Origin of the sequence: Promicromonospora sp. NPDC023987 (genome assembly GCF_040639055.1) — a bacterium.
In the GTDB taxonomy this organism is placed as follows: domain Bacteria; phylum Actinomycetota; class Actinomycetes; order Actinomycetales; family Cellulomonadaceae; genus Promicromonospora.
On sequence record NZ_JBEZZF010000042.1, the window covers coordinates 1 to 11,898 of the forward strand.

The 11,898-nt window shown below is 70.2% G+C and carries 10 protein-coding genes; 4 read left to right on the forward strand and 6 right to left on the reverse strand.

Annotated elements, in window-relative coordinates; translation table 11 throughout:
* Positions 1–169: 169 nt before the first annotated feature.
* From tig to AB0F40_RS17990, 4 genes are all read right to left on the reverse strand, one after another.
* Positions 170–1,576, reverse strand: coding sequence for a trigger factor (gene tig / locus AB0F40_RS17975; protein ID WP_357470471.1), 1,407 nt, complete (start codon positions 1,574–1,576; stop codon positions 170–172).
* Between the two features lie 225 nt (positions 1,577–1,801).
* The gene (locus AB0F40_RS17980; RefSeq protein ID WP_357470365.1) at positions 1,802–2,611 is read right to left on the reverse strand and encodes a carbohydrate ABC transporter permease; all 810 of its coding nucleotides are present in this window, start codon (positions 2,609–2,611) and stop codon (positions 1,802–1,804) included.
* A complete protein-coding gene (locus AB0F40_RS17985) occupies positions 2,608–3,528 on the reverse strand; it encodes a sugar ABC transporter permease (RefSeq protein WP_357470367.1) in 921 nt (306 codons plus the stop codon). The genes AB0F40_RS17980 and AB0F40_RS17985 overlap by 4 nt, the downstream gene beginning before the upstream one ends.
* Complete coding sequence (locus AB0F40_RS17990; protein WP_357470369.1) at positions 3,525–4,829, reverse strand: extracellular solute-binding protein; 1,305 nt, start codon at positions 4,827–4,829, stop codon at positions 3,525–3,527. Before AB0F40_RS17990 ends, AB0F40_RS17985 begins: the two co-directional genes overlap by 4 nt.
* A gap of 181 nt (positions 4,830–5,010) precedes the next feature.
* Here AB0F40_RS17990 and AB0F40_RS17995 point away from each other — a divergent pair, with 181 nt between their 5' ends.
* From AB0F40_RS17995 to AB0F40_RS18010, 4 genes are read left to right on the forward strand one after another with little or no spacing between them, the layout of a single operon-like run.
* On the forward strand, positions 5,011–6,180 hold the full coding sequence (locus tag AB0F40_RS17995) for an ABC transporter substrate-binding protein (RefSeq protein WP_357470372.1): 1,170 nt from the start codon (positions 5,011–5,013) through the stop codon (positions 6,178–6,180).
* A 10-nt stretch (positions 6,181–6,190) separates the two neighbouring features.
* Complete coding sequence (locus AB0F40_RS18000) at positions 6,191–7,066, forward strand: branched-chain amino acid ABC transporter permease (protein WP_357470374.1); 876 nt, start codon at positions 6,191–6,193, stop codon at positions 7,064–7,066.
* Entirely contained in the window at positions 7,066–8,781 is a 1,716-nt protein-coding gene (locus AB0F40_RS18005; RefSeq protein WP_357470377.1) for a branched-chain amino acid ABC transporter ATP-binding protein/permease, read from the forward strand. Before AB0F40_RS18000 ends, AB0F40_RS18005 begins: the two co-directional genes overlap by 1 nt.
* Positions 8,782–8,794: 13 nt before the next feature.
* On the forward strand, positions 8,795–9,499 hold the full coding sequence (locus AB0F40_RS18010; RefSeq protein ID WP_357470474.1) for an ABC transporter ATP-binding protein: 705 nt from the start codon (positions 8,795–8,797) through the stop codon (positions 9,497–9,499).
* Between the two features lie 12 nt (positions 9,500–9,511).
* On the opposite strand, the gene AB0F40_RS18015 is transcribed toward AB0F40_RS18010, so the two are convergent.
* On the reverse strand, positions 9,512–9,901 hold the full coding sequence (locus AB0F40_RS18015; RefSeq protein WP_357470380.1) for a hypothetical protein: 390 nt from the start codon (positions 9,899–9,901) through the stop codon (positions 9,512–9,514).
* A gap of 563 nt (positions 9,902–10,464) precedes the next feature.
* Entirely contained in the window at positions 10,465–11,739 is a 1,275-nt protein-coding gene (locus AB0F40_RS18020; protein ID WP_357470382.1) for a cellulase family glycosylhydrolase, read from the reverse strand.
* Between the last annotated feature and the right edge of the window lie 159 nt (positions 11,740–11,898).

An 11,898-nucleotide genomic window follows, 5' to 3' on the forward strand; every position in this document is an offset into this window, starting at 1 on the left:
AACTATTCCCCCCCCCCCCCATGTACCTATCACCCCCCTTTGTGGGGGGACCGGGGCGGGGGCCCCCCGTGGGTGCCCGCGCTCGTCGAGACCGGTCTCGACAAGCTCGGCCACCGCAGGCGGACCGCCGTCGGGCGTCGTGCTGCAGCCCTCTCGGGCCGGGAGTGCGTCAGGCCTTCGCGGGCTCCGACGACTCCGGTGCGGAGCCCTCGGCGTCCTCGGTCGCCTCGGCGTCCTCCGCGTCAGCGACCTCCTGAGCCTGCGCCATGGCGTCGTTCAGCGCAGCCTGGGCGTCGTCGGCCTCTTCCGAGCCGATGAACTCGCTCAGGTCGACGACGTTGCCGTCGGAGTCCTTGACCTCGATCTGGCGCAGCGCGACCGCCAGCGCCTTCGAGCGTGCGACCTCACCGACCATCGCGGGGATCTGGCCACCCTGCTCGAGGGTCTGGATGAACTCGCTCGGCTCCATGCCGTACTGCTGCGACGCGCTCACCAGGTACTCGACCAGCTCACCCTGGCTCACCTGCACCTTGAGCTTCTCGGCGAGGGTGTCGAGCAGGATCTGGTTCTTGATCGCCTTGGTGGCGTCCTCGGTGACCTCTGCGCGGTGCTCGTCGTCCTCCAGGCGGCTCTCGGACTCGAGGTGACGGTGCACCTCGGCCTGGACCACACCGGCCGGCACGGGGACCTCGACGGTCTCGAGCAGCTTCTCCATGAGCGCGTCACGGGCGGTGACGGCCTGGTTGGAGGTCTTGATGCCGGCGACCTGCGTGGTGAGGTCGGCCTTGAGCTCCTCGATCGTGTCGAACTCCGAGGCGAGCTGGGCGAAGTCGTCGTCCACCTCGGGCAGGTCACGCTGCTTGACCGAGGTGGCGGTGACGGTCACGTCCGCCTCCTTGCCCTCGTGGTCGCCGCCGGCCAGCGGCGCCTTGAACGTGGTGGTCTCGCCTGCGGACAGGCCGGTCAGTGCCTCGTCCAGGCCCTCGAGCATGTTGCCCGAGCCGATCTGGTACGAGACGCCGGACACGGAGTCGACCTCCTCGTCGCCGATGAGGGCCTTGAGGTCGATGACGATGTAGTCGCCCTCGACGGCGGGGCGGTCCACGCCCACCAGGGTGCCGAAGCGCTCCCGCAGAGCGTCCATGCGCTCCGCGACGTCATCGTCGGTGACCTCGGTGGAGTCGACGGTCAGGTCGACGTCGGACAGCTCGGGCAGCTCGATCTCCGGCCGCACCTCGACCTCGGCCGTGAACTTCAGCTGGCCCTCGCCGGCCTTGGCCGGGACGTCGGTGACGTCGATCTCGGGCTGGGCGAGCGGACGCAGGTCGGTCTCGCCGAGCGCGTCACGGTAGAAACCGGAGAGGCCGTCGTTCACGGCGTGCTCGATCACGGCGCCCCAGCCGACCCGCTGGTCGATGATGCGCGGGGGCACCTTGCCCTTGCGGAACCCGGGGATGTTCACCTGCTCCGCGATGTGCTCGTAGGCGTGATCGATGCTCGGCTTGAGCTCGTCGTAGTCCACCTCGACGGTCAGCTTGACCTTGGTGGGCTCCAAGGTCTCGACGGCGCTCTTCACTTCGATGGTCTCCAGAATGTCGGGGGTGCGCGCACGCCGGCGTACTGCGTCCCGGGGTGGCGCGGGGATGCTCAACTCTGTTGCGGCTGCTCGCGCGAGGCGATGTGCGCCAGGCGCACGGGCAACCCGTCAATGGTACGCCCCACGACCACAGGCTCCGAATGCAAGCCGGTGGCGTGCCGCACACGCACCAGCCTCCCATGCCCGGCCGTGTCGCACCTGGCGTCAGCGGCCCATCCCGGCGGTGAGACCTGCCACGATCTGCCGGGTCGCGACCAGGAAGAGCAGCACCAGCGGCAGCGTGGCGATGACCAGGCCGGCGAACAGCGTGGACCAGGACGTCTGGTACTCCCCGAAGAACGTCGTCAGGCCGACCGGCAGCGTGTACAGGTCGCGGTCCCGAACGAGGATCAGCGGGTAGAAGAAGTCGTTCCAGATGGGCACGAAGCGGAAGACCACCACCGTGGCGACCGCCGGGCGCACGAGCGGCAGCAGGACCGACCAGAAGGTGCGCAGCGGTCCGGCGCCGTCGATCCGGGCGGCGTCCTCCAGCTCGACCGGGAGCTGGCGCAGGAACGTGGCCAGCACGAACACCGAGAACGGGATCGACACCGCCGAGTAGACCAGGATCAGGCCCGTGCGGGTCGAGGCCAGCCCGATCGTGTCCAGCAGGTAGAAGATCGGCACGATCATGAGGAACACGGGCATCATCAGGCCCGACACGAAGACCTGCTCGATCACGCCCATGAGCCGCGAGCGGGACCGCGCGAGCGCGTACGCCGCCAGGAGCGACACCGCGGTGGACAGGGCGACCGACGCCGTGGTGACGAGCACCGAGTTGAGGAAGTACGTGGAGAACGACGCCTCGACCCACGCCTCACGGTAGGCCTCGAACGACGGGCTCTGCGGCAGCCCGAGCGGCTCGGCCACCAGCTCCTGGTCCGACCGGAACGAGTTCCACACCATGATCAGCAGCGGCACCAGCGCGACCACGGCGTAGCCCCACAGCACGACGTTCACGCCCGCCCGTCTCACGTCAGCCTCCGCTCGACGCCGCGGAACCACCGGGTGAAGAGCACCGACACCCCGACGATCACGACGAACAGCACGATCGCCACGGCGGACGAGACGCCGATCGCGTTGGAGGCCCCCGAGCTGAAGGCCGTGCGGTAGAAGAGGAGCGACATGACGTCGGTCGCGCCGGCCGGGCTGCCGTTGGACCCGCCCAGGGCGTACGGGATCGGGAACGCCTCCATGGAGAAGATGAACGTCAGCACGCTCACCGTGCCGATCACCGGCAGCAGCATGGGCAGGGTGACGTGCCAGAACCGCTGGCGGGAGGTGGCACCGTCGAGCATCGCGGCCTCCTCCATCGTGGGGTCCAGCGACCCGAGCGCGGCGCCGTAGATCAGGAGCGGGAACCCGACCCACTGCCACGCGGTCACCAGGACCACCACCCACAGGGCGGTGTCGGGGTCGCCCAGCCAGGGCTGGGCCATGGACTCCAGGCCGACGGCGCGCAGCACCGCGTTCACCGGACCGAACAGGGGCGACAGGAGCAGCGACCACAGGTAGCCGACGACGAGCGGCGAGACCAGGTACGGCATCGTGTACAGCACCTGGAACAGGCGGCGCAGCCGGTCCCGCTTGTGCAGCGCGTACGCCAGCAGCAGGCCCACCGAGTTCTGCACGACCATCGCGCCGGCGAACAGGAGCGCGTTGTGCGCGAACGCCCGCGGCAGCTGGCTGCGGTACGGCTCGGTGGCGAACAGGGTGACGAAGTTGTCCAGCCCCACGAACGCGTCCTGCGCGGTCCCGCGCCAGGAGAACAACGAGTAGGTCAGCGCCGTCGCCATCGGGTAGAGCACGAAGACGGCGAACAGCGCGGCGGCGGGCAGCAGGAAGAGCAGTGCGACGGGCGTGGGCAGCGCCGCCGTACGACGGCGGGTCACTCGCCCGGCGTCCACCAGGCCGACAGGCCGTCCTGGATGATCTGTGCCGCGCCCTCAGCGTCGGTGTCGCCGAGGAACAGCTTCTGCCCCGCCTCGCCCATGAGGTCGGTGCCGACGGGGTCGCCGTAGCGGTAGTCCACGAGCAGCAGGTAGGGCGCGGGGCTCTCCTGGTACATGTCCCACATCTCCTGCTGGAGCGGGTCGGAGAACTCGACGCCGGGGATCGGCGAGAACTGCTTGAGCTCGTCGGCGACCAGCTGCCCGAACTCCGGCGTGGCCAGCCAGTTCAGCAGCGTCTCCGCCTGCTCGGGGTGCTCGGTGGTGGCCGAGAGGCCCCAGCTGCCGTCGGCGTACCCGGCGGTGACGGGGTGGTCGAGCGCCGAACCCGGCGGCGGGGGCACCTGGAACACCCCGAGGTCGAGGTCCGGGTTCGCCTCCTGGAAGAACGCCTGCTCGTACGAGCCGCCTGCGAACATCGCCGCCTGCTCGGAGGTGAACAGCACCTGCGCGTCCGTGTACGCCACGCCGGTCACGTCGTCGGGCATGTACTTCTGCAGGTCCTTGAGCGTCTGGAGGGAGTCGACGTACACGGGATCGGTGAAGTCGGTCTCGCCGTCGCGCAGGGCCTGCTGGAAGTCGGCGCCGCCGTACTGGGCGGCGGTCAGGGCGTCGTGCACGGTGGGCACGAACCACCCGTCGCGCGCACCGACGGCCAGCGGCGTCATGTCCGCCTCCAGGAGCGTGTCGTTCAGCGCGATGAAGTCGTCCCAGGTCTCGGGCTCCTCCAGGCCGTGCTCCTCGAAGATCGCCGTGTTGTAGTAGACCTGGATCGTCTGGGAGGCCAGCGGCACGCCGTAGACCGCCCCGTCCTCGCGGCCGCGAGCGCCGTCGAGCAGGGCGTCGTCGAAGTCGCCCAGCGCGGGGACGAGGTCCTCCAGCGGTTCCAGGTTGCCGCCCTCGACGAGCGGCTGGAGCAGGCCGTAGGACCGCACCTGGGCGATGTCGGGCCCGTCCGAGCCGGTCAGGCCGGTGCGCAGGATCTGGTCGTACTCGGTGTTGAGGTGGGCCTGGAAGGTCACCGTGATGCACGGGTTGGCCTCCTCGAACACGTCGAAGATCTGCTCGTACGTCTTGACGTCCTCGGTGCGCCAGGACCACACGTCGAGGCCGACCGCCTCGCCGTCGCACCCCTCCCCCGCTGCCGCACCGGGCTCCGGGCTGCCCGAGGACGGCGCACAGGCCGCGAGCGTCAGCGTCACGAGGGCTGCGGTGACTCCTGCGAGGGTCGTTCGGCGGTTCATGCGCCGGACGTTTCCTCGCCGCAGTCGGGGTGTCAAGCATTTGCGCTGAATCGATATGTCGTGTCCTCGCGGCAAAGGGGTGTCATCGTGGTCAGGTCCGTGCCAGAATTCCCCCGCTACCGGCTTGTTCGGCCATCTCTTCCTCTGCATTGACGACGTCGTCAAACCCCTGGAGATCTGCATGTCGCACCGTGCTCGCGTGTTTCTCGCCGCCACCGCCGTGACCGTCACGCTCGCCGCCTGTTCCTCGGGGGGCGGCGGCGACAGCGACGGCAGCCTCGTCGGTGAGGGCACCGGCGCCGACTGCACGATCGGGTCGCCCGTGCCGGTGGGCGCGGCGCTCAGCCTGACGGGCGCCGCCGCCAGCTACGGGGAGTCGCAGCAGAAGGGCCTCGAGCTGGCCGCCGAGCAGCTGAACGCGCAGGGCGGCGTCGAGTACGAGCTGACGGTCGAGGACGACCAGACGGACCCGCGGCAGGGCATCGCCGTGTTCGAGCAGCTCACGGCGGACGACGGTGTGAGCGTGATCATCGGCCCCACCCTCTCCAACGGAGGCTTCCAGGCGCAGCCGATCGCGCAGGAGGAGGGTGTTCCGGTGCTCGCGATCTCGAACACCGCCGACGGGATCACCGAGCAGGGCGACTACATCTTCCGTGACTCGCTGACCGAGGCCCAGGTGATCCCCCAGACGGTCGCGAAGGCCAAGGAGGTCTACGGGGCGGAGAGCGCCGTGGTGATGTACAGCAACGACGACGCCTTCACCGAGGCCGGGTACGAGGTGTTCGCGCAGGCGCTGGACGCCGAGGGCATCGAGGTCGCCGAGACTCTCGAGTTCTCCACGGCCGACACCGACTTCCGTGCCCTGCTCACCGAGGCGAAGGCCGCCGACGCGGACCTGCTGGTGGTCTCCGCTCTCATCGAGGCGGCGATCCCCCTGGTCACGCAGGCACGCGAGCTCGGCATCGACGTGCCGATCGTCGGCGGCAACGGGTTCAACAACCCTCAGCTGATGGCCGACGCCGGGGACGCCGCCGAGGGTGTGGTCGTCGGGGCCGCGTGGAACTCGGCGTCCGACAACCCGGAGAACACGGCGTTCCTCGCCGACTTCGAGGAGAAGTACGGGTCGCAGCCGGACCAGTTCGCTGCCCAGGCCTTCGCGGGGCTCATGCTGATCGACACCGCGGTGCGGTCCTCGTGCTCGGGTGAGCGGGACGCGATCAAGGAGGGTCTCGGCACGATCGACGGCGTACCGTCGGTGCTGGGCGAGCTGACGATCAACGAGGCGCGGGACGCCGAGCACGAGGCAGTCGTGCAGATCGTCGAAGACGGCACGTTCACCGTGCTCGACTGAGCGCACCACCATGCAACAGCTGCTCAACGGGCTCTTCATCGGCTCGATCTACGCGCTCTTCGCTGTCGGGTTCGCGCTCGTGTTCGGCATCCTCGACCGCCTCAACCTGGCTCATCCGGCGGTGTTCGCGGCGTCGGCCTTCATCGGCATCGAGCTCGTCACCGTGGGCGGGCTGCCGTTCTGGGCGGCCCTGCCCGCCGTCGCCGTGGTGGGCGCCCTCCTGGGGCTGATCGTGGAACGGGTCGCGTTCCGGCCGCTCAAGGGCCGGGCCGACGCGCACTTCGCCGGCCTGATCTCCTCCATCGCCGTGGCGGGCATGCTGATCGCGCTGCTGCAGTGGCGGTACGGCGCCGAGACCCGCCGCTTTCCCGTCGACACGTTCCCGGCCACCCGGTTCGACGTGCTCGGCGCCCAGGTCACGCTGCTGCAGGTCGTCATCGTCGGTATCTGTCTCACGCTCGTGGTGGGGCTGACCTGGCTGGTCGCGCGCAGCAGGCTCGGCCGGGGCATGCGCGCCGTCGCGGAGAACCCGACGGCGGCGCGCGTGCTCGGCGTGAACGTGGACCGGGTCACCGCGACGACGTTCGCGATCTCGGCGGCGCTGGGGGCCGTAGCTGGTGCCCTGTTCGCGATGAACGTGAACTCGGCGCAGCTCGGCATGGGGTCCGCGATCGAGCTCAAGGGGCTCGCGGTCATCGTGGTGGGCGGCATGGGCTCGCTGCCCGGCGCCCTCGTCGGCGGGATCCTGCTCGGCGTGGCCGAGGTGTTCGCCGTGCAGTACCTGGGCTCCGCGTGGCGCGACCTGATCGCGTTCGCGCTGCTGTTCGGGATCCTGCTGCTGCGGCCGCAGGGCCTGTTCGGCGGACGTCGGGCTCGGCAGGTCTGATGCTCACCGAGTCGACGGTCACGTTCATCGCGCTCGGCGCGATCTTCGCCTTCTCCTTCTACGCCGTGCTGAACGCCGGCCAGCTCAGCCTGGGCCAGGCCGGCTTCGCGTCGGTCGCCGCGTACACCTCGGTGCTCCTGGCACCGGACCCCGACGTCGTGGGCGAGCTGGCTGCCCTGCTGATCGCCCTGGTCATCGGCATGACGGCGGGCACGGTGGCCGCCGTCGTGCTGGGGCTGCCGACCATGCACCTGCGGGGCGTGTTCCTCGCCATCGCCACGCTCGGGTTCGCCGAGGCGGTGCGCATCTTCCTGCTCAACGCGGAATGGACGGGCGGCGCGCAGGGCCTGTCCGTGCCCAAGATCGTCACGCCCGCGATCGCGTGGGTCGTGCTGGCCGTGGTCGCCTACTGGTTCTGGCGGTCGGGTCCCACCCGGTACGGACGGGCGCTGGAGGCCATCCGCGAGGACGAGCTCGCGGCGGGCGCCATGGGGATCGACGTCGGCAGGCACCGCCTCGGGGCGTTCGCGACGGCCGGTGCCGTGGCCGGGCTCTACGGCGTGCTGTGGGCGTACACCGTGCGCCTGGTCGCGCCGGCCGACTTCGGGTTCGCCGCCGCAATCGACGGTCTGGTCACCGCGATGGTGGGCGGCACGACGATGTTCGTCGGGCCCGTGGTGGGTAGCGCGTTCCTCACCGTCATCCCCGAGGTCCAGCGCGCCCTGGGCGTCGAGGCCGGCTGGATCCGGCCGTTCGTCGCCGGCCTGCTGCTGCTCGTCGTCATCCTGTTCCTGCCCGGCGGGCTCGCCGGCTGGATCCCGCGGCGGATCCGGGTGCCCGGCCTCGGCGCCGCCGACGACGCCGCCGACGACGCAGGCAGCGGCGACGACGTCGACAGCGCTGACGACGGAGGCGGCGCCGACCTGCGTACGCGCGAGCACGCACCGCGTGGCGACGTCGTGGCGCGGTTGACCGGGCTGAGCAAGGACTACGGCGGCGTGCACGCGGTGCGCGGCGTCGACCTCGAGCTCCGCAGCGGCGAGCTGCTCGGGCTGATCGGCCCCAACGGCGCGGGCAAGACGACCCTCGTGAACATGCTCAGCGGGCTCGTGCAGCCGTCGTCGGGCGAGGCGAGCGTGCTGGGCGTGGCCGCGGGACGCGCTCCGGTGCACCGCGTGGCCGCCGCCGGCGTGAGCCGCACGTTCCAGCACTCCAAGCTCTTCGACCGGCTCACCGCGCTGGAGAACGTGCTGGTCGGCGGGCACCTCGTGACGAGGCCGACGCTGCTGCGGCGGATGCTCTGGCTGCCGTCCGCACGGCGCGACGAACGGGCAGCGCTCGCCCATGCCGCCCGGTGCCTGCGCCGGGTCGGCATGCTGGAGGCTGCCGCCACCCGTGCCGGCGCGCTCTCGTACGGGGACCAGCGACGGCTCGAGATCGCCCGGGCGCTCGCCGCCGACCCGAGCCTGCTCATCCTGGACGAGCCGGCCGCCGGCATGAACCAGGTCGAGGCGGCTGAGCTCGCCCACCTCATCCGCTCGCTGGCCGACGACGGCCTCGCCGTGCTGCTCATCGAGCACAACGTCGGCCTGGTGCGGCAGATCTGCGACCGCGTGGTGGTGCTCGACTTCGGCGAGATCATCGCGTCGGGTGCTCCTTCGGTCGTCGCGGCCGATCCCCGGGTGGTCGAGGCATATCTCGGGACGGAGGCCTGACATGACCGAACCCGTGCTCGAGGTCGAGCACCTCTCCGTGCGGTACGGGCGCGTCGAGGCGGTGCGCGACGTGTCGTTCACCGTGCCGGAGGGGTCGCTGATCGCGCTCGTCGGCGCGAACGGCGCCGGCAAGTCGACGATCATCAACGCGGTGTCCGGCATCGTGCGCCCGCACGGCGGCCGGGTCCGCTTCCGCGGGGTCGACATCACCCGCGCGCCCGCCCACCGGCTCGTGGCGCGCGGCCTGGTCCAGGTGCCAGAGGGGCGGCAGATCCTCGCCACCCTGACCGTGGCCGAGAACCTCGCGATGGGCGGTTGGCACCGGGGCAGGGCCGCGGCTGGCACGATCGACGAGATGTACCAGCGGTTCGGGGTGCTGGCCGAGCGCCGGGACCTGCCCGCCGGCACGCTCTCCGGCGGCGAGCAGCAGATGCTCGCCATCGCGCGCGCCCTCGTGGCCGAGCCGCGCCTGCTGCTCCTGGACGAGCCCTCGATGGGCCTGGCGCCGCTCGTGGTGAACGAGGTGTTCGACGTCGTGGCGCAGATCCGGGAGACCGGAACCACCGTGGTGCTCGTGGAGCAGAACGCCCGCCGCGCCCTGCGCGCCGCCGATCACGGCTACGTGCTGCGCACGGGCGAGGTGGTCCGCTCGGGTCCGGCGGCCGAGCTCCTGGCCGACGACGACGTGGTGCGCGCGTACCTTGGCACTACCGGGTGATGCTTCGCGCCTTCAGTCCAGCGGTGGGCCGAACAGCACCTCGTGCTCCCGGAACGCCAGCTCGCCGTCGCTCGTCTCGATGACCGCCGCGAGCAGATCCGTGGTTGCCGTCGTCGCGTGGGTCTCGTCCGGTTGCCAGATCGCGGCCTGGCCCGGCTGGATCTCCCATCGCTCGTCGGCGTCCCCGGCCACTCCCTTCGAGGTGACCAGCCCCTCACCAGCGAGGACGGCGAACACCTGGAGCGACGTCGCCGGATGCTCTCCCAGCACACCGCCCGCCACGATCCGGGCGATGTGCACCGTGGTACGCCCGGCGTCGAGCACCTGCGGCAGGAAGTCCATGTCGACGCCGTCGCTGCCGAACTGCGAGATCTCCCGGGCTGGGAGCTGGATGATGCGCATCGGACGATCATCCTGCAGCCCCTGGGGCATGGGGTACTTATTCGGTGGGTGCCGGGTGGGCTGATTTTCGTTCGCCTCAGCCTCGAACTTATCGCCTCAGCTGAACTGTTCAGCTGAGGAGAACTGAAATCCTCAGCTGAGGTGAATCAGGCAGGGCCAGGGTGAACGAAGATCAGCCCGCCCGGCACCCACCCGCCCGGTCCACCTTGCCGACCGGTCACACCCCGTAGCCCCGCGCCCCCGCACCTAGCCAGTTGGACGGACGACGCCGAGCCGCAAGTTCTCTGTCTCAAGGGCCAACCCGTGGCGCCGAACCGCACGCTACGAGTCACCGACCGCGCCGAGCCGCAAGGAACACGTGCGCCGGACCGGGTCCGGACTCATAACCTTCGGCTGGCCCCCGCGAGGACACACAGGTTGCGGTTCGGCACCTTCGGACGCCCCCGAGCACCCACAGGTTGCGGTTCGGCACCCCCGGACGCCCGCGAGGACCCACAGGTTGCGGTTCGGCACGCGAACCGCAACCTTGAGCACGGCCCGAGCAAGCTCCCTCCGCGTCACATCTAGAAGTCGTCGGGCGTCCGGATCCGGTCCCGGATCCACGTCCCGGCCTCCTTGAGCCGGTCCGTCCCGAACGAGCCGCTCGAGCAGGTCCCCTCCGTGAACACCGCGCCGGACCGATGGTCGTCCGAGAAGTTCCAGTTCACCCAGCTGATCTTCTTCGACTCCGCCAGGTCGAGGTACCGCTGCGACATGGCGAAGTCGTTCGCACCCTCACCGGCGTAGTCCTGGGTGCCGAACTCCGTGATGAACATGGGTATCTGGTCCGCGGCGCGAGAGAGCGCGTCCAGGTACAGCTCCCTGTGCGACGCGGCATAGAAGTGGAACGTGTACATCACGTTCGAGGCGTCGACCGGGTTGTTCACGATCTCGGACTCGTCCGACTCGTCCGAGACACCCAGCGAGGACCATCCGGGCGTACCCAGCAGGACGACGGCGTCCGGGTCCTGCGCCCGGACGACCGGGAGGATCTGCTCGTGGTAGCTCTTGATCTCCGGCCACGGCACCGAACCGGGAATCTCGCCGCTGTTGGGCTCGTTCGCGACCTCGTAGATGATGTTGTTCTTGCCGCTGTTCCGCTCGGCGATGTCGGTGAAGAACGTCTTGGCGCGCTCCAGGTTGTAGTTGGGGTCGCCCGGGTCGAGCATGTGCCAGTCGACGATGGCGTACATGCCGCGCGCCGTGAGCATGTCGATGTACTCGTTCACCAGGGCCGTGAACCGCGCCGGGTCGGTCTCGTAGCCGCCCTCCTGCACGTAGGTGGAGATGCGCATGACGTCCGCGTTCCAGTCGTACGCGAGGGTGTCGAGCGAGGCGTCGGTGATGCACTGGGAGTACCATTGGGTACCGTGCGTGCTCATCCCGCGCAGCTGGATCTGGTTGCCGTGCTCGTTGCACAGGTTGACGCCACAGACGCTGAGCTGACCGTTGGCCGCGACCGGCGTGCCCGCTTCCGGCTCCGGCTCCGGCTCCGGCTCCGGGTCCGGGTCAGGTGTCGGCCCGCCGTCGCACGTGCCGTCGTGCGTCCAGAGCGTGGGCGTCGACGCCGGGTTCCAGCCCGCACCAGGGTGCGCGGTGTGCGCCATGGTCGCGGTGTAGCCGCTTCCCTCGTAGGTCACCTGGTCACCGGCTCGGTAGCTCGTGCCCTCGGCCCAGGCAGGTGCGGAACAGGCGGCGGTGACGGCGGTGGCCGTCCAGATCGGGACGAGCGCCGTTCCTATCGCCAGCATCGCGGCCGTGAGAAGGGCGACGATGATCGGTGCGCGGCGTAGGACCATGATGAGACCACCTCTGTTCGCGGACGGAGCCGTGGCAGGCTGTGGCGGTTTCACCCACCTGCCGGCCGCATGGACGCTAGCAAGGCGGGTGGTCCGGCGGCATCGGGGATTCCCACACCGTGCCGGTACACCCATCGCGGGGGCGCACCGATCAGCCCG